Origin of the sequence: Actinomadura geliboluensis (assembly GCF_043197915.1) — a bacterium.
GTDB lineage: Bacteria > Actinomycetota > Actinomycetes > Streptosporangiales > Streptosporangiaceae > Spirillospora > Spirillospora geliboluensis.
In genome coordinates, this window is record NZ_JBICUA010000008.1 from 414,904 (window position 1) to 436,971 (window position 22,068).

Sequence of the window (22,068 nt, forward strand, 5' to 3'; positions counted from 1 at the left end):
CAACTTCTCGCGGAGGCGTCTCTTGACCGTTCCTGCCCCGACCAGACCTGCGCAGATGACGCACCGGCAGGTCCTAGAAGCACTCAGCGGCCTGCTGCTGGTGCTGTTCGTGGCGATGCTCAGCGGCACCGTCGTGTCCACCGCGCTGCCGCAGATCATCGGTGCGCTCAAGGGCAGCCAGTCGCAGTACACGTGGGTCGTCACCGCGACCCTGCTGGTGTCCACCGCCAGTACCCCCATCTGGGGCAAGCTGGCCGACCTCTACAACAAGAAGACGCTGCTCCAGGCGGGCGTCGTCATCTTCATCGTGGCGTCGGCCGCGTCCGGGTTCGCGCAGAACACCGCGCAGCTCATCTTCTTCCGCGCCGTGCAGGGGCTCGGCGTCGGCGCGCTGCAGATCCTCGTCCAGATCATCATGGCCGCGATGATCAGCCCGCGTGACCGGGGCCGCTACTACGGCTACCTCGGCGGCGTGATGGCGGTCGCGACCGTCGGCGGGCCGCTGCTCGGCGGGCTGATCGTCGACTCGGCGCTCGGCTGGCGCTGGTGCTTCTTCATCGGCGTCCCGTTCGCCGTCGTCGCGTTCGTGCTGCTGCAGAAGACCCTCAAGCTGCCGGTCATGCGGCGCCCCGACGTGAAGATCGACTACGCGGGGGCGACGCTGATCGCCGCCGGTGTCAGCGTCCTGCTCATCTGGGTCACCTTCGTCGGCGAGAACTTCGCCTGGCTGTCCTGGCAGACGGCCGCGATGGCGGGCGGCGGCGTCGTGCTGCTGGCGATCGCCGTGTGGGTCGAGAGGCGGGCGGCCGAGCCGATCGTCCCGCTGGACATCGTCGCGCGCCGCAACACCGCCCTCGCGATCATCGCGAGCCTCGCGGTCGGCATGGCCATGTTCGGCGGCGCCGTCTTCCTCGGCCAGTACTTCCAGATCGGACGCGGCTACAGCCCGACCAAGGCGGGCCTGCTGACCTTCCCGATGATGCTCGGCGTGTTCGGCGCGTCCACCATCGCCGGACGCCTCGCCACCAAGACCGGCAAGGTGAAGCCGTACATCGTGTTCGGGACGCTAGTCCTGACCGCCGGGTTCGGCATGCTGGCGACCATCGACCACGAGACCTCGCTGGTCTACCTCGGCGTCGGGATGTTCCTGATCGGCGCCGGGGTCGGCATGACGATGCAGAACCTCGTGCTCGTCGTGCAGAACTCCGTCCACCTGAACGAGATCGGCGCCGCCAGCGGGACCGTCACCTTCTTCCGCTCCCTCGGCGGGACGGTCGGCGTGTCGGTGCTCGGCGCGGTGCTCGCCAACCAGGTCGCCGACAAGATCGCCGGCGGGCTGCGGCGGCTCGGCGTCGACCCGACCGCGGGCGGCGGCGACGCCGGCAACCTCGACATCGCGGCGCTGCCGGGACCGGTCAAGGAGATCGTCCGGGCCGCCTACGGCGATGCCACCGGGCACATCTTCCTGGTATCCACCGCCATCGCGGTCGTCGGGATCATCGCGGCGGCGCTGCTCAAGCCGGTCACGCTGCGCGACAGCCTCGACCTGGCCGAGCCCGCGGCGCCCGCCGAGGCGAACGCGGCGGACGCGGCGGAGAAGGCGGGCAGGACGCACAAGGCGGACGCCCCGATGACCGCCGCCGCGGACGGTTCGTTGTCAGGCACCTGACAATCGCCGCCGCGAAGAGCTGACTTCAGTCAGAAGTGCACGAAAGCCGCCAACCGTACGGTCGGTAATCCGGAACCCCGTACCGGAGGCGGTGGGAGATGAGCGGACGATCGGAGTTCGGGCACCGTGCGGCGTCGGTCGCGCGCGCGGGCGGCATGTTCGCCCGGAGCGGGCTGTGGCGCCCCGGGCCGCCGCTGAAGGTCGTCCGCCAGCTCGACGCCCTGCGCCGCTGGGGCACCCTGCTCGGCGGGACGGTCGCCTCCGCGGCCGCCCGCGACCCCGGCGTCGTCGCGATCGCCGACGACGCCGGGGAGCTGACCTACGGCGAGCTGGACGCCCGCACCGACCGGCTCGCCGCCGCGCTCGGCCGGTTCAACGACTCGCCCCGCGTGGCGGTGCTGTGCCGCAACCACCGCGGCATGGTCGAGGCGCTCACCGCGTGCAGCAAGCGCGGCTCCGACCTGGTGCTGCTCAACACGGGGATGAGCACCGAGCAGCTCGTCACCGTCCTGCGGCAGCAGCAGGTCGAGGTCGTCATCGCCGACGCCGAGTTCGCCGGGTTCATCGCGGCCGTGCCGAAGACCGCGCACGTCATCACGGCCGGCGGGCCCGGGTCGGAGCTGGAGAACGTCATCGCGACCGCGCCGACGGCGCCGGTCGACCCGCCGGCGAAGCCCGGCCGGACGATCGTGCTCAGCTCCGGCACCACCGGCCACCCCAAGGGCGCCGACCGGCACTCGCGCCCCGGGCTGTCGCCGCTCACCTCGATCCTTTCCCGCATCCCCTACCGGGTGCACGAACGGATGTTCATCGAGGCGCCGCTGTTCCACACCTGGGGCTACGCGATGCTCCAGACCGCGATCTCGCTGCGCGCCACGATCGTCCTGCGGAGCCGGTTCGACCCCGAGCAGACCCTCCGCACGATCGACGTCACGGGAGCGACCGCGCTCGTCGCCGTGCCGGTCATGCTCCAGCGCGTCCTGGACGTCCCGGAGGCGGCGAGGTGCAAGCACGACACGTCCTCCCTGCGGATTGCCGCCGTCAGCGGCTCGGCCCTGCCCGCGACGCTCGCCACCGCGTTCATGGACGCGTTCGGCGACGTCCTCTACAACCTGTACGGGTCGACCGAGGCGTCCTGGGTCACCATCGCCACGCCCGCCGACCTGCGCGCCGACCCCGACACGGCCGGCACGCCGCCGCCGGGGACGAAGGTCGCGATCCTGGACGACGAGGGACGCCCCGTCCCGCCCGGCACCACCGGCCGCATCTTCGCCGCCAACGAACTGCTGTTCGCCGGCTACACCGGTGGCGGCACCAAAGAGATGCGGGACGGCCTGATGAGCCTCGGCGACGTCGGGCACCTCGACGACCAGGGCCGGCTGTTCGTGCACGGCCGCGACGACGACATGATCGTCTCGGGCGGCGAGAACGTCTTCCCGGGCGCGATCGAAGAGGTGCTGGAGAAGCTGCCGCAGGTCAGGGAGGTGGCCGTCGTCGGCGTCCCGGACGAGGAGTTCGGTCAGCGCGCCGCCGCCTTCCTCGTCCTGCGCGAAGGGGCTGAGCTGGACGCCGACGCCGTTCGCGCGCACGTCCGGGAGCATCTGGCCCGCTTCGCCGTGCCCCGCGACGTCCACTTCCTGGACGCGCTCCCCCGCAACGCCACAGGCAAGGTCGTCCGCCGCGCTCTGCTCTCCTAGCGCTCTGCTCTCCTAGCGCTCTGCTCTCCTAGCGCCCGGCCCGCCTACCGCCCGGCCCGCCTACCGCCCGGCCCGCCTACCGCCCGGCCCGCCTACCGCCCGGCCCTTTTAGAGCCCGGCCCGCCTAACGCCCTGCCTCTTAACGCCCTGCCTCTTAACGCCGCCCCCCTAGCGCCCTGCGCTCCTATCCCTGCCCTAGCGCTCGGCTGGGTTCAGGGGCTGAGGGTGAACCAGAGGCGGGTGCGGTCGGGGGTCTGATCCAGTCCCCATTCGTCGGCGAGGGCGTCGATGACGGTCAGGCCGCGGCCGTGGTCGAGGCGGCGGCGGACGTGCGGGTCGGCCGCCGCCGGTCCGGGGCGGGCGGGGCCGTCGTCGGCGACCTCCACGAGCAGCGCGCGGCCGTCGGTGGCGACGGTCACCGTGACGAGCCCGGAACCGTGCAGGACGGCGTTGGCGACGGCCTCGGCCGTCATCAGCTCGACGTCGTCGAGGAGCCCCTCGTCCGCGATGAGCTTGGCGGCGCGCTCGCGCACCGCTCGGCGGGCCCGGCGGCCGCCCTCGCCGTCGCTGAAGCCGAACGGTTCGCCCAGCCTCTCCAACCTGACCGACACTGCATCACCACACCTGACTCGGAAGCGCACCGCAATCATTCACCTGCGGTGAGTGATCGGCAATGCGCCCGATGCATTGATCTTGGCCTTTCCGGGACAGCCGGGCCCCGCGATACTCACCGAGGCGCACAAATCGGGTGTTTTCTCCGTCTCGCGGCGAGAATCGGCGGACGCCCTCCTCATGTCACCATCCGTTTCGACAGCGTTTTTCGCCGGGTGGGGTGAAGGACGCGAGTCCGTCCCGGAGGTGCGCCATGCACGCGGTCGTCCTCGCCTGCGCCGCGCAGGCCGTCTATATCGCCGCCTACGTCCTGTTCAAGACGGCCGCCGGGCGGATGAGCCCGATCGGGGGTCGGCACCCGCTGCACGCCGCCGGACGGCTCGGGCGCAGTCCGCGCTGGCTCGCCGGGGTCGCGGTGCTGCTGGCGGGGTTCGCCCTGTCGGCCTTCGCGCTAGTGACGCTGCCCGTGGTCGCGACCCTGCCCGCCTACGGGCTCGGCCTCATCACGCTCCTCGCGGTGGGGATGAGCGGGTTCGGTGAACGGCCGACGTCGCGGGAGTGGCTCGCGGTCCTCATCACTGTGGCCGCGATGATCACCGCGGCGCTGTCGGTGCTGCCCGGCGCCGGCGAGTCGTTGCCGGACGCCCTGCACCGGCCGGGCGGCGCCAGTGCCGCCGATACCCTCCCGCTGTGGAAGGCGGGCCTGGTGTTCGTGCCGTCGCTTGTCCTGCCGCTGTGGATGTTCTGCGTGCGCGACCGCCCCGTCAGCGGACGGCACGCGCGCCCGCTGACCGGCATCGCCCACGGGCTCGGCGCGGGCGTCCTGCTCGGCGCCACCGAGGTGTTCGGCCAGGGCATGGCGATGATGCTCGCCGACGGCCGGGGCGCAGGGGTGCTGGCCTCGCCGCACCCCTACCTGTTTCTGCTCGCGGGCCTCCTCGGCCTCGGGCTGCTCTCGATCGGCCTGCAGCGCTGCCGCCTCATGATCATCGTCACGGTCGTCACGGTCACCGCCAAGACGCACCTGCTGCTGTCGGCCACGCTGCTGTACGGCGAGCCGTGGCCGCACGAGTCGGGACCGTTCCTGTTGCGCGTCGCGGGCGTCGGTCTGGCCGTCCTGGCGCTCCTGGCCTTCCCCCGCCACGAACGCCGCACCCGCCGCACCGCCTCCGCGCCGGCGCCGATCACGACAGGACGCCCACCGACCCGCTCTGGCGCCTACACCCGCGCCCTCCCCGCTGCCGCCCCTACGCCCTCACACCCGGCAGCGTCTGGCGCCTACCCGGCCGTGTTGGACGAGCATCCCGCAGCCTCGGGGGCCTATCGCGGGGTGCCACACGGCCAGTCCGTTGCATCTGGTGCTTATCCGGCAGCGTCGAGCGGTGCCTATTCCGGGGAGGTGCGTGTCGCTCCGGGGATGCCGTCAACGCAGGTCAGCGGGGCGTCGGGTGCCTGGTCGGCGGCGTTGGGGACGGACGGGCGGTGGTCCGAGGCGGACGCGTTCCGGCTCGGCCGGTGAAATCTTGTCACTGTCTAGATAGGCTGGTGGTGATCCCGAGCGAAGGAGCGCCGATGACGGAGAACCCCGGCCTGGCACGGCAGATGTGGCACCAGCTCGAAGCCGTCCACGCCCTGTTCTGGTACTCGCCCGACGTCTTCGCCGAGGCGGCGGAGCTCGGGTACGAGGTCGATACGCGCTGGCCGAGCTACTTCGCCTGGCGCGCCGCCCCGCTCGGCGCCGCCGGTCCGGAGCGGGTCGCGTCCGCGTTCTACAGCTTCAGCCCGCGCATGGTGGCCGAGCACGTCCCCGCCGTGTGGACGGTCGCGCCGCCCGAGCGCGTCCTGCGGGCACGGGTGCGCGCCGTCGACCGCATGTACCGGGCGCTGCTCGGCGACGCCATCGGCTCCCCGGACCTCGCCGAGGCCGCCTCGCTGGCCCGCGCCGCCGCCGAGGAGGCGGGCACCGCGGGCCGCCCGATCGCCGCCGCCAACGCCGACCTGCCCTGGCCGGACGAGCCGCACCTCGCGCTGTGGCACGCGATCGGCATCCTGCGCGAGCAGCGCGGGGACGGCCACGTCGCCGCGCTCCTCACCCACGGGCTCGACCCGGCCGAGTCGCTCGTCTCGTTCGCCGCGGTCGGCGCCGCGTCCGTGGAGACGTTCGCGAGCCGCGGCTGGACGGACGAGGAGTGGGCCGCCGCCCGCGACCGCCTCGCGTCCCGCGGCCTCGTGAGCGGTGACGGCACCGCGACCGACCGGGGCCGGGAGCTGCGCGACTCCGTCGAGCGGATGACCGACGACCTCGCCTACGCGCCCTGGCGCGCCCTCGGCGAGGCCAAGGCCGAGCGGCTGGGGCAGCTGACGATGCCGATCCTGGTCAAGGTCCTGGAGACCGGCCTGATGCCCGCCGAGAACACGCTCGGCATCGGCAAGGTCCAGGCGCCGCCCCGCTGAGCCGGGTCAGGGGCGGGGGAGGCGCCAGGCGGTCTCCTCCAGGCGTCCGGTGTTGCCGAGGTCGATGGGCCCATCGGACTCCACGATGACGACCGGCCGTCCCGGCGCGGGCCGGACCTCCAGGTACGTGCCCGCCACCGCCGTCGTCGTCGGGTCGGTGACGAGGTTCCGCCAGACGATCCCGAAGACGGCGGACCCGTCCGGACGGATCGTCAGCGGCTTCGGCCCCGGGTCCTCGACCTGCGTCGTGCCGCGCACGATCTCCACGTCGAACGGCTGCCGGTCCTTGTCGAGGACGCGCACGGACGGGTAGCCGTTCAGCCGGTACGGGCGGTCGCCGCAGTTGCGGAGCCGGATGGTCGCGGCGCGCAGGCCCATCGCCGCCTCCGGCTCCTCCATCCCGATGCTGATGCCCTCCGGCGTGCAGACCGGCGGGGCGGGCGTGTTCCGCTCCAGCGGGATCGGCGTCGGCGTCGCCGGCTTCGACGGCAGCACGGGATACGGCTCGGACGGGAGGGCGGCGGGCGCGGTCTCGGTGCCGCAGCCCGCCGCGCCGGCCAGCACCGCCGCCGCCGCGAGCAGCAGGATCGATGTCCGCTTTGTCGGAGTCACCTGGGGATGATGGCAGACGGATGTGGACGTCGTGTGCCGGTGTCGGTGCCGATGCCTGCCCCGGCCCGTCCGGCGCGGGCCCGCAGGTGGGCGGCGCGCAGCACGACCTCGATGCCGAACCGGGCCTCCGGGTCGGCCAGTTCGGCGCCGAAGGTCTGCTCGATCTTGCGCATCCGGTACCGGACGGTCTGCGGGTGGATGTGCAGGATCGCGGCCATCTCGGCGGCGGTGCCGCGGGTGACGAGCCAGGTCCGCAGGGTCTCGGTCAGCCGGTCCCGCTGGCCGGGCGTCATGCCGTCCAGGACGCCGAGGCGGCGCCGGGCCAGCTCGTCCACCAGCGCCGGGTCCGACAGCAGCCACAGCGTCACGAGGTGCTCCTCGCACCGGACCACCGGGCCGTCGAGGACGCCGCCGAGCGCGAGCCCGAGCGCCCGCCGGGCCCAGCGCAGCGAGTCGGCGGCCTGCCCGGTCGGCATCGTCACGCCGACCGCGATCAGGCGGCCGGGCAGCGCCTCGTCCAGCATGCGGCGCCGCTCCGGCGTGAACGGGCCCGGCAGGAGCAGGTGCGGGGCGGCGCACTCCAGGTCGGCGAGGACGTCCTCGTCCAGCGCCGCCCACGCGCAGCGGGCGTCCGGTTCGACGGCGACGAGCGTGACCTCGTCCGGGACGGGCCACCCGGCGGCCTCGGCCGACTCCGCGACCTCCGCCTCGGGGCCGTCCAGGAGCAGGCGCAGCAGGCGGCGGCGCCGCTCGTCCAGCGCGGGGATCGGACGGGCCCTGGCCTGCCGGTACCCGTCGAGCGACAGCTCCGCCAGCTCGTCCAGGTAGACGAAGAGGGCGTCGGCGAGCCGGGACATGACGGCGGCGGAGATGTCGTGCCGGGGCGCGACCCGCATGACGCGGCGCCAGGCGACCTGCCCGCCGATGCGGTACGCGGCCTGGAGGGAGTCCAGATCGCGGCCCTCGTGCGCCTCGTACTGGCCGAGCATCCGCGCGGTCGCCGCGGAGTCGCCGTCGGCCGGCGCGCCGTGCGGGGCGGCGATCCGGTCGACGAACGCGGCCAGGTTGTGCTCGACGCTGAGCCGCAGCACATGCCCGTAGGGGCCGTCGAGCGGCCGGGCGTACTCCGGGATGGCGCGACGGATCTCGGTGACGATCTCCTCCGCGAGGCTCGGCAGCTCCGGCCGCATCAGCCCGGCGAGGCGCGGCGGGAGGAGCACGGGCCGCGCGCCGTCACCTTGCCGCGCCCCGTCACCTCGCCGCGCGCCGGCGCCTCGCCCCTCGGCGGCGCCTCGCCCCTCACCTGTACCTTGCCGCTCGCCGTCACCCTGCCGCTCGCCTGCGTCTCCGGATGCGAGGGTTCTGGTCATCGGCACACCTCCGTCTGCCCGGCTGTGCTGCTGGACGCCCCGACGGTACGCACCGCCCCCGCCGCTGTTCTGTAGTGCGGAAGAACAAAACCCTGCGGCCACTGCTCACCCGCTTATAACCGGGTGCCCTTCGTTCAGGCGCAGAAGGCCGTTCAGGCGCAGAAAGCGGTTCAGGCGCAGAAAGCGGTGTCGGCGGCCTTGGCGAGGTCAGCCCGGAAGGCCGTGTCGTGCTCCAGCTTCGACTCGTTGTAGGTGATGATCGCCTGGCGGCCGCCGTCGGCGCTGGTGTAGGTCCAGGTGCGGTAGCCGGGGAAGCCGCCGTCGTGGCCCCACGCGTACCCGCAGGAGAACTTGATGCGGGCGACGCCGAGCCCGTAGTCCTCCACCACCCCGTCGTCGTTGACGGGACGGACCGTCCGCAGCTCGCGCATCTGCTTCGCCGGCAGCAGCCGCCCGGTGAACAGCGCCCGGTGGAAGCGCGCCACGTCGTCCACCGTGCTGACGATGCCGCCGGACGTCCGGGCGCTGGACGGGCTGACCAGCGTGCTCACGTCGCCGTAGTCGTAGTAGTAGCCGTGCACGTACGGGCCGCGGAAGCCGGGGTCGGTCGTCGGGTAGAAGGTGTGCCGGAGCCGCAGCGGCGTGAAGATCCGCCGCTGCAGCTCCGCGCCCACCGGCCGCCCGGTCGCCTTCTCGATGATCATTCCGGCGAGGATGTAGTTGGTGTTGGCGTAGTTCCAGTCCGTGCCCGGCGCGTACAGCGGCGGCTTCTCCGTCGCGATCGCGATCAGCTCCTCGGGCGTCCAGGACCGGGCCGGGTCGGACATCACCCGGGGGTCGGGCGTGTAGTCGTTCAGCCCGCTGGTCTGCGCGAGCAGCTGCCGGACGGTGATCTTCGACCCGTCGTTGCCGTTCGCGCCGAGCAGGCCGGGGAGCCAGTCGTCCACGGTGTCGTCCAGCGACAGGCGGTGCTCGGCGGCGAGCTGCAGCACGACCGTCGAGGTGAACGACTTGGTCACGCTGGCGATGCGGAACTGGAGCCGGTGGTCCATCGGGGCGCCGGTCGCCTTGTCCGCCACCCCGGCGGTCACGTGCGACACCCGGCCGCCGCGCCGCGTCATGACGATGACGCCGGGCGCCCCGTCCGCGACCAGCTTCGCCGCCTGCTCACGCACCTTCCTGTCGAGCTGGTTGCCATGGCCCTTCCCGTTGCCGTGGGTGGTGGCGGGGCCGGCGGGGGCGGGGGCGGCGGCGTTCGCGGCCGGTGCGAGCCCGACCCCGACCCCGGCGACCAGAGCGGACGCCGTGGCGAGCGCGGCGAATCGGGGGATGCGCGACATGAATTCCTCCTGGAAGGCCGTCCGTTGACGTGATCAAGCCTTCCGGCGGGCGCGCATCACGGCACTGGGCCAAGACCCCGAGCCGGTGGTGTACCTGACGACACCCCGCGGGATGCCGCCTTCGCGTCAGACGCCGCGGTCGGGCGCGCTCATGTCACCCGTCCCCGGGATGCCGTCGGCGAGCCCGTAGCGCAGGTACACGGTGCCCTTCGGGCTGGCCGCCGGCGGTTCGAGGAGCGTGAGGTTCGAGGGCACCGCGCCGCCGTCGAACACCTTTTTCCCGACGCCGAGGACGATCGGGTGCACCCACAGGTCGAGCCGGTCGAAGAGCTTCTCGCGCAGGAGCGTCTGCACCAGGTTCAGGCTGCCGACGACCTTGACGTGCTCGTGCCGGTCGCGGATCTCGCGCACGGCCTCGGCCAGGTCGGGGCCGAGCTGCTTGGATCCGGCCCACGACAGCTCGGGCTTGCCGCGGGAGGCGACGTACTTCGGGACGCTGTTGAAGAGCGTGGCGATCTCGTTGTCCTCGTCGCCCTCGTAGTTCGGCCAGTAGGCGGCGAAGATGTCGTACGTCCGCCGGCCGAGCAGGAGGGCGTCCGTGCCCTCGTAGGCGGCGCCGACCTGCGCTCCGGAGACCTCGTCCAGCAGGGGGGCCTGCCAGCCGCCGAACGGGAACCCGAGCGGGTCCTCGTCGGGAGCGCCGGGCGACTGCCCGACGAGGTCGAGGGTCGCGAACATCTCGATCTGGATGACGCCCATATCTTCCTCCAACGCGTTGGTCTTCTCGGTCAGGAGGTAGACCCGCGGGCACCGGCGGACTCATCGGCCCCGGCGGGGTGGATCAGTCGAGAATCTGGACGTACCCATCGGTTCCGTGGATACGGATGCGCTGCCCGTCCCGGATCAGCCGGGTGGCCTGCTCGACGCCCACGACCGCTGGCAGACCGTACTCTCGCGCGACCACCGCGCCGTGCGTCATGAGGCCGCCTACCTCCGTCACCAGGCCGGCGGCCGCGACGAACAGGGGCGTCCAACTGGGGTCGGTGTAGGCGGTGACGAGGATGTCGCCCGCTTCGAGGTCGGCTTGTGCCATGTCCAGGACGACGCGGGCGCGGCCCTCGACGATGCCGGCCGAGACTGGGAGACCGACCAGCGCGCCGGGCGGGGCGTTGTCCGGCTGGTACCGGCCGGTGATGGCCTCGCCGTCCGATGTGATGACGCGTGGTGGGGTGAGGGCCTCGTACGACCGGAACGCCCGTCGCCTTTCTGCGATGAGTTCGGCGTCGGCGCTGCCCGTTCGTACAACCTCCTGCAACTCCTGGAAACGGAGGAAGAAGATGTCGTCCTTCTGGCGCAGGATGCCGGACCGGACGAGGCGATCGGCCTCCCGCAGCAATGCCTGCTTGTAGGCGAAGTAGCGGCTGACCATGCCGTACTTGGGGTACTCCCGGTATCCGGCGAAGGCGCGGACACGATCGATCATCCGCTTGGTCTCCTCGGCCTTCCGCTCCCCGTCGTCGTCCAGGGCGCGCAACCGCGTCAACAGTTCCCGTTCTTTCCGCTGCGCCTCATCGTGGCCTTCAGCGAAGCGCTGCCTTCCGGCACCCGGCCCGAAGTTCTTGACGTTGCCGAGGAGGGCGGGGACGAGCATGGCGGGCTGCTCGCTCCAGCGCGTCCTGGTGATGTCGATCTCGCCCGCGCAGCGCATGCCGTAGGCGTCGAGGTAGCTCTGGATGGCTTCCCGTACCTCGCGTCCGCCGGGCAAGTCGGCCAGTTCGCTCAGGAAACCGTCACCGTCCCGGCCTTCGTCCGCGACACGCTGCAGGAATGCGACGACGTCCGCGTGCGGGCGGATCACGTCCGCGACATCGAGGAGCGCCAGCCCCATCTCCGACGTCACGTTGTGCGGAACGGACAACGTCAGCGCGTCAGCCGCGTTCTTCTCGCCGAGCCACGCCTCCATGTGCTCATTGAGCCACCAGGCCGCCTCCATCCCGGCCATGATCGCCTGGTGACTGCGCGGGGCGAACAGGATGCGCTTCACCTCCGCGATGTCGCCGAGGATGAAGTCGAGCAGCTCCGTCCCGGACAGCTCTCGGATCTCGCGCCGCAGCGCAGCGACGGACGCCTCACTCTCCCGGATCAGCTCCGTGACGATGCCCGGATCGGTCTCCATCGGGACGGGCGCCGGACGGCCGCTAGGACGGCCGCCGGACCCCTCGTCCGAAACCGGGGGAAGGAAATCAGGACGGTCGAGGACGACCTGTAGCGCGTCCCGCATCAACGGATCGGCTTTCCCCGCGGTCTCCAGAAGGTTCGCGCGCGCTGCGGGCGAGGCCAGGAGTGGGGCCACATCGACGAACAGCCGTCCACCCGCCTCATACATTGGTCGAGGCGTCGTCAGCTGCCACATCGAGAGCCCCAGCGGCTTCATCGCGTCGGTCATCATCTGCTGGTGGCCGACGGAGAGATAGGCGTGGTTCTCCTGGTCATCGGCCTCGGGAATGGGGAACAGGGTGGTGATCGGACGGCTCTGGACAATGTGGAAGTCATCGCCGACCAGACACCATTCGATGTCCTGAGGCCGCCCGAAGTGCGCCTCGATCCGCCGGCCCAGCCGCACCAGGCGCACGACTTGCGCGTCCGTCAACGCCGCCTGCCTCTGCCGCTGCGACTCGACCGGCACGTCCTCGGTGCCGCCGCCCGGCGCCGCCCGAACAGAACGCGCCTTGGCAGCGACCGCTGTAGTGAGCACCTGGTCATCGCGCACCGCGTAGACGTCTGCGGCGACCAGTCCTGACACGAGCGCCTCACCGAGCCCCCAACCGGCCTCCACGGTGGCGACCTTCCGGTTCGAGGTCACGGGGTCGGCGGTGAACAGGACCCCGGCCGCGTCCGGGAACACCATCCGCTGGACGACCACGGCCATCCGCACCTTCCGGTGGTCGAAGCCGTTGCGGTGCCGGTAGGCGACCGCCCGCTCGGTGAACAGCGAGGCCCAGCAGCGCCGGACGTGGCGCAGAACCGCGTCCGCGCCCACGACGTTCAGGTAGGAGTCCTGCTGCCCGGCGAAGGACGCGGTAGGCAGATCCTCGGCGGTAGCGCTGGAACGCACCGCATAGGCGCCCCGCTCCCCGAGCCGGGCGAGCGCCCCGCCGACCGCCGCCACGAGATCGTCCGGCATCGCGAGTTCCTCGACGGCCCGGCGCACCTCGGCGCTGAGGTCGCGGACCGCCGCGCCGTCGTCCGGATCCACGCGCGCCAGCAGGTCGAGTTGAGCGCTGACCGCGGGCGCCTTGGCCACGACTCGCTGAAAGGCGTCCACGGTGACGCAGAAGCCGTCCGGTACCCGCACGCCGTCGATCCGTGAGAGTTCCGCGAGGTTCGCCCCCTTACCGCCGACGTCCGCGACATTCGTAGCGTCGATTTGCTCGAAACCCAGCACGTCAGCCAATTCCGCTGCCCCCATCGTCCGTCGAGCTGACTCGCAACGACGGCAGTATGGGCCATTTTTTCGCGCCTCATGAGGAACGGGTTTCTGATATAAAGTGAAAGTGGGGGCAGGACGTCGCGCTCCTCCGCAACCTCTTCGTCCAGACCACAACGGACGATCAAGGTTCCTCACGGCCCCGCTGCTCCGAACGGCCAACGCAGTGCGGTGACGGCCGTTCCGCACACGGGCACCTTCTCAACCCTCCTGATGAGCTGCTTGCCCGAGCCGACAGGCTCGTCACGCCCTCACCCGTACCTCTGGACGTCCAGCTCTCCGCGCTCCCACACGTCCGATGAACTGAGCGAACCCCTTGCAGAAGAGGACGAGGTGTCCGCCTTCGGGCGGCCTTGCAGTCCAGTCCCAGACATCGCACTCCTCGGCTAGAGCCTCGACATCACCTTTCGGCGTGACGTCCCACGGCCGAAACCGGGATCGTGATCTACATGGCCTGGCTGGTGTACCCGACGGTCCGGGCCCGTCGCCGGCTGCGCCCGCGCCGCCCACGCTTCCGGGGCGCGGCGTTCTACCTGCCGGAGGATCACGGACTCGCCGAGCTCTCTGTACTGCGGGTGGACCCGGTAATCGGGCGACCCTTTGCAGCCACCGACGCCACCAGAACGCAGCCTGTGTCGCCGTGAAGTCGAGCGCGGCTCCCACCAGAAGCACCACGAGCGCCCGCCACCGCCAGCGCTGTCGAAGAGGACTAGTACCACGTCGTCTTCGCCTCGCTGGGCGTGTGGGCTAGTGCATCAACCGACCCGCAAACCTGATCAACACACGCCTGGGATGCTCCAGTGGCCCCACCCACCTGCCGATAACACCCGTCGTTCAAGCTCTCTAGCGAATGTTCTGTTGTTGCTCAAGGTTGCGGCGGTCTTTTACCGGATTAGTGTGGTTTCTGTGGGTGCCCGGTTGCGGTGGCCCCTGGCAGGTCGGCGCGGACGCTTCGGTCGCTGTGGGCTGGAGTCACTTCGGCTGGGCTCGGCGGCAGGGGTGTGGTGATTCGGCTGCGGGTCTGTGCATGGTTGCTGTCCCCGGGGCCTTCGGCCCCGAGAACTTCGGCTAGGTGACCGGGTTTCCCTTTCTGTGCCCGGAAGGGGGTGAAATATCCCGCAACGCGGTCAGCCTCCAAGACGGGCAAACTATTTTCCGGAACGACTGTACGATAGCGTGACTGTTCGATAACATAGAGTTATGTGTTCGAGTGAGATCGATACCGCGTCGATGTCCACCAGCCAACTGGTGCACGCGGCCGCCTCGATCGCCGCCGAACTCGCCTCCCGCACCGCCCCCGAATCAGCGGCGGCGTGCATGGAACTCACCGAGACCCTCGCCACCACAACCGACCTGCATGAAGCCACCCTCGCCGGGTTCATCGGCGTGGTCGACGGTGCTCGGGAGGTGCAGCGGTGGGGATACCCCTCCACCCGATCCTGGCTGCGGTCCCGGCTGGGCATGCGCGAGTCCCGCGCCAAGGAACGCCTCACCCTGGCCCGGCAGCGCCACCGCCTGCCCGAGATGACCGAGCGGTGGACCACCGGCCACCTCTCCTACGGCTATGCCGCCACCATCGCCGACGCAGTCGCCCGACTCGATGACGATGACTGCGGCAAAGCCGAAGACATCCTGCTGGGCATGGTCGACCAGGGCTTCTCCGCAGGAAAGGTCGCCTCCTTCGGCAAGCGGATCCGCGACGTCATCGCCGAACGCGACGGCACCGAACAAGCCCCCGAAGACGTGGCGCGCGGCTACGAACAATCCTGGATCGACTCGACCCGGTCCCTCGGCGGCGGCCGCTACATCAAGGGCTGGCTGAACGCCGAAGACGCAGCTATCTGGGACGGCACTCTCGGGCCGCTGGCCAAACCCGCCGGGACCGACGACCAGCGTGACCTGTCGGAGCGGACGGCCGCTGCGCTGACCACGGTGCTGTCGGGTGGGCACAAGGCCACCAAGGTCACCGTGATCTGCGACCTGGACACCCTCACCGGCGGCACCACCCCGGCACGCCTCACCGACGGCACCCCCATCCCCGCCGCCCAAGCCCGCCGCATCGCGCTCAGCGCAGGGGTGTCTCCGCTCCTGCTCGGCGGCGGCAACACCCCGCTGTATCTGGGCCATCGGGTCCGGTTCGCCACCGCCCCACAGCGCCAGGTCCTGGAGACCCTGTATTCCACCTGCGCGGTGCAGGGGTGCGAAGTCCCCGGGACACTGTGCGAGGTCGACCACGTCAACGGCTGGGCCCTCGGCCACAGCCCCACCGACATCGACAAACTCGCCCTCACCTGCGGCTGGCACAACCGCTTCAAGCACACCAACCCGCACCAGATCGCCATCACCAAAGACCCAGCCGGACGCTACCGCTACCGCCTCCTCCCACCCGACACCCCACCACCCACCCCCCAAACACCATCCGCCACCAAACTCTGGACCACCACCACACACCACGCCCACCCACGCCCCCGCCGCACCCGACCAACCACACCCAGAAGCCGCCGCCAAACCGCCGGCCCCTAACACCACCACCAAAGGAGCCGAAGCGAGCACCGCCCAAAGGCGTCAGGTGCGGAGAGTCCTTGACAGCCGACTGATCTTTAACCGGATGTCCAGACCTAGCGACTACGCGTACCGCGGCTCGGTGTGCGGGGTTTCGTTTCGCGTTCGATGCAACTGCCGCCGCCGACATCGCGACAGTCCAGGCACGAGGGATCGACCAGCATGTGGCGGTCGTTTTCGTCGAAGAAGAGGAAGGACACCCACGGCCGCGCCCACGCGAGCCGAGGACGCTGCTGAGCCACCGGTCACGGGTTGCCGAGCGTAGGAGACGGAGACCGGGCTAGAAGGTGTGCACGCGGCAGGCTAGTGTTCTGCGCCTGAAATCCGTTGTGTAAATCTATGCTGGGCCGATGGCGAGGACAGGACGACCGAAGGCGCCGTTTTCGGTGACCGCGGCCGAGCGGGCGGAGTTGGAGCGTGGGGCGCGGGCGGCGACCTCGACGCAGGCGTATGCGTTGCGGTGCCGGATCGTGCTGGCATGCGCCCGGCCGGGGGCATTTCACACGCATGTGGCCGCCGAGCTGGGCGTCTCGCCGCCGACGGTGGCCAAGTGGCGTCGCCGGTTCATCGAGCACGGGCTGGCCGGGCTGGCCGATGAGCCCCGGCCCGGTCGTCCGCCCTCGATCCTGCTGGACAAGGTCCAGGAAGTGGTCACGCTGACTTTGGAGCAGACCCCGGCGGGCGCCACGCACTGGTCGAGGGCCTCGATGGCCGAACGCACCGGCCTGAGCAAGTCCACGGTCGGGCGGATCTGGCGCCGGTTCGACCTCAAACCGCACCGGGCCGATACCTTCAAGATCTCCACCGATCCGCTGTTCGTGGAAAAGGTCGTGGACGTGGTCGGGCTCTACCATCATCCGCCCGAGCGGGCCGTGGTGCTGTGCGTGGACGAGAAGTCGCAGATGCAGGCCCTGGACCGGTCACAGCCGGTGCTGCCGATGATGCCGGGCATGCCCGAGCGGCGCACCCACGACTACGCCCGGCACGGCACCACCAGCCTGTTCGCCGCCTTCAACATCGCCGACGGCACCGCCGGCACCGAACTGCACCGCCGGCACCGCGCAACCGAGTTCAAAAAGTTCCTGGTCGCGATCGACAAGGCCGTGCCCGCCGAGTTGGAGGTGCACCTGGTCTGCGACAACCTGGCCACCCACAAGACACCCCTCATCCACGAGTGGCCGGCGCGCCACCCCCGCTTCCACGTTCACTTGACCCCGACCGGGTCGTCCTGGCTCAACCAGGTCGAACGCTGGTTCGCCTACCTCACCACCCAGCTCACCCAACGCGGCGTCCACAAAAGCGTGCAAGCCCTCGAAGCCGACGTCCGCGCCTGGGTCCAGCAATGGAACACCAACCCCAAACCATTCGTGTGGACCAAGACCAGCGAAGAGATCCTCGACTCCCTCGCCCGATATCTACAACGGATTTCAGGCGCAGAACACTAGGCCGTGTTTCAGAAGTCGTTCGGCGTGCTGATTGGCTGCGCTATCGGTGAGCTAGCCAGATGATGATGTCTTGGCGATTTTGCTTGGGTCGGTTTCGGTGGTCAGTTGGTGATCTCTGCGGCGGGCGTCGCGGTACTCGACTTCGTAGCCGCCTTCGTCCAGCAGGGAGATCGAGGCGTACCAGGCGGGGTCGTCCATGGGCGGTTCGATGGTGATGAAGGTGTTATCCGTGAGGTTGAGGTCGCCGATCAGCATGAAGATCGCATCTTCGGACGGCTCGTCGACGAAGTCACCGCTCTCGGTTTCGGCGCGGTGGGAGGCGTTCTCGACGGCAAAGTGCAGAGCCATGGCGGGGCCCTGTCACCTGGGGTGCTTGATCGGCACGGTCAGGATGGCACAGGCCCTGGTCGCAGCCACTCGCCGATCACAGCGATATGCACACTGGCTTCAAAGCGGACCGCCAACTTGTCGTAGCGGGTTGCCACCGCCTGGTTCCGCTTGAGTCGGTAGATGCCGCACTCGACGGCGTGTCTTGCCTTGCAATCATCATCGTCGAACGCGGGAGGACATCCGCCCGCCGGACAGCGTCGCTGCCGGTGGCCGATCTGGTCCACCGGCTCGGGAATGGTGCATGCAATGCCGCGGCCGCGCAGGTAGGCACGGTTGCTTCGCGAAGAGTCAGCCTTGTCGGCACGGACCCGAACGGGACGGGCGCGCGGACGGCCAGGGCCCAGACGGGGCACGCTGATGGCCTCCAGCGCCGCGGTGAACTGCGGCGAATCGCCCGCTGCCCAGCGGTGATCACCACCGAAAGCGGCCGTTGGCCCTGCTCACACGCCAGATTGATCTTGGTGGTCCACCCGCTACGGGACCGGCCGAGCGCATGATCGGCCGGCTCGGCACTGATACCGAAATCCGTGGACACACCGTGCTTTCCGCGAGCTGTGTGGTGATCCCGGTCGGTGGGCGGTCCCGCAGCCGCCAGAACGCAGCCCCTATCGCCGTGAAGCCGAAAGAGGCCCAAGCGCTGCTTTGCGAACACCTTGCATGGGACGTCGGTGCAGAAGGTCACCGGGGAGGTGCAGATCTCGGCAGGTTGGCTGTACCCCTAATGGCTGCGCTGCTAGGTGCCGACGTTGTGTCGGTCGAGACCGACCCCGAGGCGGTGAGGGCATGTCCTTGCCGCTCTGTGCGTGGTGGGCGCCGAGGTGATCGAGGTCCTGGGGGACCGGTGGTGGCGCGCCGACCCGACCGTGGCCCTACAGCGCGGCCGTCGCCGCCAGGCTCAGCCCGATCCCCCCGGTAGGTGCACAGCTCCGCGAGGGCCGCGTGGTCGCCTTCCGACGACGCACCCTGTTCATGTCCACGATCGCTATCACCCTTCGCATCCGAACGGACGCGCGTCGGCGGATTGTCGCGACCTGGTGTTGGTCAGTGGAGGTAGGGCGCTCGGGCGTTCGTCCTTGTGATCGCTAGAGCGGCGGCGTTCCCCGCGTCTGGATTGAGCAGGCGTGGCGGGGCAGGGTGCTCGTGGTGGTGTGGGCGGTTGCCTTCCAGCCTGCGGGCGCGTTGGCCTCGCTCATAGTTCGGAGCGGTAGGGGGCCTAGGGACGCTCACGGTGCACAGCAGTGCCCGCCGGGTAGGCGTCGGCGGCGCGAGGTAGGGCGCATTAGGGACGTTCGCGGCTCCGGAGTATGTCGTGCCGCCGTACGGCCACGGGTGCTGCAGGCGGCGGTGGTGCGCTAGGTGTACTCGGTCATGATCTTGGTGGCAGTCGGGTGATGGGTGGTTTGCCGCCCGGGGTCGGGTGGGGGTGTTGGGTGTTGTCGTGCTTGAGCCAGGCGGGCAGGGTGCGGGTGGGCTGGTCGTTGTTGGTGTAGGGGCGCTGGTAGGCCATTTCGGTGGCCAGGGTGCGGTTGAGGCGTTCGGCCTTTCCGTGGGTCCACGGGCAGCGGGGGCGGGTGAACTTCTGCCGGGCGCCCGGTTCGGCGCAGGCCTGTTGGAAGGCGGCCGAGGTGCGGTGGTTGCGGGGGGTTGTCGGTCGGCGCCCGGTGGATGCGGGTGAGGCCGTGGGCGGTGAAGAACGCCGCCGCCCGGGTCGGGAACGCCGCGCAGGTGGTGCTCTTCTCATCGGGCAGCACCTGCGCGTAGGCCAGCCGGGTGTGGTCGTCGATGGCGGTGTGGGCGTGGTCGTAGCCGATACCGCGGCCGCGGACGGCCTCACTGCGGCCGTGCACCCGCCGGCCGCCGCCGTCGGGGATCCGGCCGGGCTTCTTGACGTCGAGGTGGATCATCGCGCTCGGCTCGGGGGGTTCGTAGCGGCGGTCACTGTGGCGGGTCGCGCGGATCTGGTGCCCGGTGACCGGGTCGCAGGCGGCCGGCACCGGGACGCCGTGACGGCGCAGGATCCGGGTCACGGTGCGGGCCGGCACCCCGGTGTCCGCCGCGAGATGGTCCGGGCCGCAGTTCGCAGCGGGCCGCCAGCACTCCTCGGTCTGGGCCGCAGTCTTGGACGGGGACGTGCGGGGGCCGCTGCGCCGGTCGGCCGGCCGTCCCATCCCTGACGCCGGTATCGGCCCACCCACCGGTGCGCGCACCGCCGCGACACTCCCAGCCCGGCCGCGACATGCGCGACCGGGCGGCCATTGAACACGACACGGCGAACCAGCAGGCACCTGCCGTGGAACCTCAGCCGGGCGTTAGCGCGGCTTACTGAGACCTCCGGGTGCGTTGGTCTCGCTCATGCTGGGCGGTAGGGCGGCCTAGGGACGCTCACGGCGTGCAGCAGTGCCCACCGGGTAGGCGCCGGGCGCGCGAGGTAGGGCGGCTTAAGGACGTTCACGGTTTCGGGGTATTTCGTGCCGCCGTACGGCCATGGGTGCTGCAGGTGGCGGTGGTGCGCTAGGGCGAGGGGCGGTGGGTGGCCGGGCGCCTTTTGGTGGGGTGTGGGCGTGGCATCGGCGTGGGTGGTTGGTTGGGCGGGTCTGTGAGGAAGCGCGCAATGCGGAATCGGGGGCTCGGAAAGTTTGTCATCGATTCCCATAACGGGATTCGGGTTTGCGGGGTGGGGGCTTAGAAGGCTCACCGGGGTGAGTGGCCGGGCCCTTTTATTCGTCGCGGACTTGGTTCATTCGGTGGTTCGGCGTTCATTACGGTTCTTGATCCCCGCCCATGCCGCAGCGAAGGGGGAGTCCGTTGGCCGCCTCGGTCGCCGTGGAAGAAGCCGTCACCCGGACGGGTCGGCCGTCCGGATGGCGGGCGCCGTTGTGGGGGTGGGGCGGGCCGCTGCTTGTCGCGGTGTTCGCCGGGGTGCTGGTGTTCCACCGTCTCGGCTCGCCGCACGCCTTGGTGTGGGACGAGACCTACTACGCCAAGGACGCCTGGTCCCTTCTGCACTACGGCGTGGAGCACAACTGGCGTACCGGGGCGGACGGCAATCCTGCCAACACCTACTTCCTCGCCGGGCATCCGGTGGCGGGGCTGGCGGGCGGCGGGGAGTGGGCCGCGCATCCGCCGCTGGGCAAGTGGTTCATCGCGGCCGGTATGGCGGTCTTCGGCTCCGGGCCGTTCGGTTACCGGTGTGCTGCGGCGGTGGCCGGGATTCTGGCGGTGCTGCTGCTGGCCCGGATCGCACGGCGGCTGACCGGTTCGACCGTCCTCGGCTGCGCGGCCGGGTTGCTGCTCGCGCTGGACGGGTCGTGGCTGGTGTTGAGCCGGGTCTCGATGCTCGACATCTTCCTACTCGTTTGGGTGCTTGCCGGGTTCGGGTGCCTGCTCATCGATCGGGACAGGACGCGTGCCGCGATGGCCGCTGGTGCGGGTGGCTCGTTCGTCCGGCATGGGTGGCGTCTGGCTGCTGGGGTGTGTTTCGGGCTCGGGTGTGCGACGAAGTGGTCCGGCGTCTACGCGATGCTCTTCTTCTGGGTGCTCGTCCTCGTCTGGGACCGGAATGCTCGGAAGGGCGCGGGGGCCGAGAAGTCCTGGCGCTGCATGCTCAAGCTCGACTTTCCGGTGTCGGTGCTGCAGGTGTGGCTTGTTGGCGGGCTTGTTTACGTCGCCAGTTGGTGGGGCTGGTTCGTTTCGGGGACGAGTCTGCAGAAGAGCCTGTTCGGTCAGGTCGTCCCGGGATTTCAGCGGAATTGGGCCGAGCAGCATCCGAGCGGGATCTGGCCGGAGTTCCTGGATCCGGTCCGGTCGCTGTGGCATTACCACGCGATGACCTTGGACTTTCATAGCGGTGTCACGGGGCCGAACCCTGGGCAGTCTTGGCCGTGGCAATGGCCCGTCCTCGGGCATCCCGCCGTCATGTGGCGCACGGAGGTGCCGCAGGGGCAGGACGGGTGCCATGCCGCCAAGTGCGTCAGCGAGATCGCCCATCTCGGCACGCCCTCGATCTGGTGGTTCTCCACCGTCGCTGTGCTCGCCATGGTGTTCATCTCCACCTATTGCGGCGATTGGCGGGCCGTTGCCGTTGTGGGCGGCTATCTAGCGGGGTGGCTGCCCTGGTTTCCGGCCGCGTTCGACCACCGGACGATGTACTCCACCTACGCGCTGCCGATGCTGCCGTTCGCGATCCTCGCGATCGTCCTGCTCTATGACGCGGTCGCTGTGCCGGTCCGTGAACGCCCGGTGGCGCGTGTGCTGGTCGGTGCGGTCGGCGTCGGCTATCTCGTGGTCGTCGCGGTGAACCTGCTGTACCTCCATCCGATCCTCACGGCCGAGACCGTCCCGGAGGCCGATCGGCTGGCACGCCTGTGGCTTCCCGGCTGGACGTGATCCGCGTGACTTCGCACCCCCGCAGCTTGACGAGAGGTGATCGA

The 22,068-nt window shown here is 70.3% G+C and carries 14 protein-coding genes and 1 pseudogene; 7 read left to right on the forward strand and 8 right to left on the reverse strand.

Features of this window, described 5'->3' with window-relative positions:
* The first annotated feature begins 55 nt into the window (after nucleotides 1-55).
* Both ACGFI1_RS26880 and ACGFI1_RS26885 read left to right on the forward strand, forming a co-directional pair.
* Entirely contained in the window at nucleotides 56-1,669 is a 1,614-nt protein-coding gene (locus ACGFI1_RS26880; protein ID WP_392788934.1) for an MDR family MFS transporter, read from the forward strand.
* Between the two features lie 98 nt (nucleotides 1,670-1,767).
* A complete protein-coding gene (locus ACGFI1_RS26885; RefSeq protein ID WP_392788937.1) occupies nucleotides 1,768-3,366 on the forward strand; it encodes an AMP-binding protein in 1,599 nt (532 codons plus the stop codon).
* 212 nt (nucleotides 3,367-3,578) lie between these two features.
* Here the strand turns inward: ACGFI1_RS26885 and ACGFI1_RS26890 are convergent, their stop codons facing one another.
* On the reverse strand, nucleotides 3,579-3,977 hold the full coding sequence (locus tag ACGFI1_RS26890; RefSeq protein WP_392788940.1) for an ATP-binding protein: 399 nt from the start codon (nucleotides 3,975-3,977) through the stop codon (nucleotides 3,579-3,581).
* A 254-nt stretch (nucleotides 3,978-4,231) separates the two neighbouring features.
* Between ACGFI1_RS26890 and ACGFI1_RS26895 the strand changes: the two genes are divergently transcribed.
* Together ACGFI1_RS26895 and ACGFI1_RS26900 are read left to right on the forward strand one after the other, a co-directional pair.
* Complete coding sequence (locus ACGFI1_RS26895; protein ID WP_392788942.1) at nucleotides 4,232-5,497, forward strand: hypothetical protein; 1,266 nt, start codon at nucleotides 4,232-4,234, stop codon at nucleotides 5,495-5,497.
* A gap of 53 nt (nucleotides 5,498-5,550) precedes the next feature.
* A complete protein-coding gene (locus ACGFI1_RS26900; RefSeq protein WP_392788945.1) occupies nucleotides 5,551-6,432 on the forward strand; it encodes an SCO6745 family protein in 882 nt (293 codons plus the stop codon).
* 6 nt (nucleotides 6,433-6,438) lie between these two features.
* Here the strand turns inward: ACGFI1_RS26900 and ACGFI1_RS26905 are convergent, their stop codons facing one another.
* The 5 genes from ACGFI1_RS26905 to rph all read right to left on the reverse strand — a co-directional run bounded on the left by ACGFI1_RS26905 (nucleotide 6,439) and on the right by rph (nucleotide 13,223).
* Nucleotides 6,439-7,044 carry a DUF4232 domain-containing protein gene (locus ACGFI1_RS26905; protein ID WP_392788948.1) on the reverse strand — a complete coding sequence of 202 codons (606 nt, stop codon included), beginning with the start codon at nucleotides 7,042-7,044 and terminating at the stop codon, nucleotides 6,439-6,441.
* Complete coding sequence (locus ACGFI1_RS26910; protein ID WP_392788951.1) at nucleotides 7,041-8,264, reverse strand: helix-turn-helix domain-containing protein; 1,224 nt, start codon at nucleotides 8,262-8,264, stop codon at nucleotides 7,041-7,043. The genes ACGFI1_RS26905 and ACGFI1_RS26910 overlap by 4 nt, the downstream gene beginning before the upstream one ends.
* A 320-nt stretch (nucleotides 8,265-8,584) precedes the next feature.
* Nucleotides 8,585-9,754 carry a serine hydrolase domain-containing protein gene (locus ACGFI1_RS26915; protein ID WP_392788953.1) on the reverse strand — a complete coding sequence of 390 codons (1,170 nt, stop codon included), beginning with the start codon at nucleotides 9,752-9,754 and terminating at the stop codon, nucleotides 8,585-8,587.
* A 126-nt stretch (nucleotides 9,755-9,880) separates the two neighbouring features.
* Complete coding sequence (locus ACGFI1_RS26920) at nucleotides 9,881-10,513, reverse strand: dihydrofolate reductase family protein (RefSeq protein WP_392788956.1); 633 nt, start codon at nucleotides 10,511-10,513, stop codon at nucleotides 9,881-9,883.
* A gap of 82 nt (nucleotides 10,514-10,595) precedes the next feature.
* The gene (gene rph / locus ACGFI1_RS26925) at nucleotides 10,596-13,223 is read right to left on the reverse strand and encodes a rifamycin-inactivating phosphotransferase (RefSeq protein WP_392788959.1); all 2,628 of its coding nucleotides are present in this window, start codon (nucleotides 13,221-13,223) and stop codon (nucleotides 10,596-10,598) included.
* Between the two features lie 1,218 nt (nucleotides 13,224-14,441).
* Here rph and ACGFI1_RS26930 point away from each other — a divergent pair.
* The gene (locus ACGFI1_RS26930; protein ID WP_392788961.1) at nucleotides 14,442-15,764 is read left to right on the forward strand and encodes an HNH endonuclease signature motif containing protein; all 1,323 of its coding nucleotides are present in this window, start codon (nucleotides 14,442-14,444) and stop codon (nucleotides 15,762-15,764) included.
* Nucleotides 15,765-16,153: 389 nt separating this feature from the next.
* Nucleotides 16,154-17,248, forward strand: coding sequence for an IS630 family transposase (locus ACGFI1_RS26935; RefSeq protein ID WP_392788964.1), 1,095 nt, complete (start codon nucleotides 16,154-16,156; stop codon nucleotides 17,246-17,248).
* A gap of 51 nt (nucleotides 17,249-17,299) precedes the next feature.
* On the opposite strand, the gene ACGFI1_RS26940 is transcribed toward ACGFI1_RS26935, so the two are convergent.
* Nucleotides 17,300-17,596: a hypothetical protein gene (locus ACGFI1_RS26940; protein ID WP_392788967.1), complete on the reverse strand. Its 297-nt coding sequence runs from the start codon at nucleotides 17,594-17,596 to the stop codon at nucleotides 17,300-17,302.
* A 1,408-nt stretch (nucleotides 17,597-19,004) separates the two neighbouring features.
* Nucleotides 19,005-19,940 (reverse strand): annotated as a pseudogene (locus ACGFI1_RS26945) (IS481 family transposase).
* Between the two features lie 503 nt (nucleotides 19,941-20,443).
* On the opposite strand from ACGFI1_RS26945, the gene ACGFI1_RS26950 reads away from it, so the two are divergent.
* The gene (locus tag ACGFI1_RS26950) at nucleotides 20,444-22,024 is read left to right on the forward strand and encodes a dolichyl-phosphate-mannose--protein mannosyltransferase (protein WP_392788970.1); all 1,581 of its coding nucleotides are present in this window, start codon (nucleotides 20,444-20,446) and stop codon (nucleotides 22,022-22,024) included.
* Nucleotides 22,025-22,068 lie beyond the last annotated feature (44 nt).

Excerpts from the sequence above, each read along its gene's own strand:
- ACGFI1_RS26880 (WP_392788934.1), top strand. The coding sequence starts at position 56 with ATGACGCACCGGCAGGTCCTAGAAGCACTCAGCGGCCTGCTGCTGGTG.
- ACGFI1_RS26885 (WP_392788937.1), top strand. The coding sequence starts at position 1,768 with ATGAGCGGACGATCGGAGTTCGGGCACCGTGCGGCGTCGGTCGCGCGC.
- ACGFI1_RS26895 (WP_392788942.1), top strand. The coding sequence starts at position 4,232 with ATGCACGCGGTCGTCCTCGCCTGCGCCGCGCAGGCCGTCTATATCGCC.
- ACGFI1_RS26900 (WP_392788945.1), top strand. The coding sequence starts at position 5,551 with ATGACGGAGAACCCCGGCCTGGCACGGCAGATGTGGCACCAGCTCGAA.
- ACGFI1_RS26915 (WP_392788953.1), bottom strand. The coding sequence starts at position 9,754 with ATGTCGCGCATCCCCCGATTCGCCGCGCTCGCCACGGCGTCCGCTCTG.
- ACGFI1_RS26920 (WP_392788956.1), bottom strand. The coding sequence starts at position 10,513 with ATGGGCGTCATCCAGATCGAGATGTTCGCGACCCTCGACCTCGTCGGG.
- rph (WP_392788959.1), bottom strand. The coding sequence starts at position 13,223 with ATGGGGGCAGCGGAATTGGCTGACGTGCTGGGTTTCGAGCAAATCGAC.
- ACGFI1_RS26930 (WP_392788961.1), top strand. The coding sequence starts at position 14,442 with ATGTGTTCGAGTGAGATCGATACCGCGTCGATGTCCACCAGCCAACTG.
- ACGFI1_RS26935 (WP_392788964.1), top strand. The coding sequence starts at position 16,154 with ATGGCGAGGACAGGACGACCGAAGGCGCCGTTTTCGGTGACCGCGGCC.
- ACGFI1_RS26940 (WP_392788967.1), bottom strand. The coding sequence starts at position 17,596 with ATGGCTCTGCACTTTGCCGTCGAGAACGCCTCCCACCGCGCCGAAACC.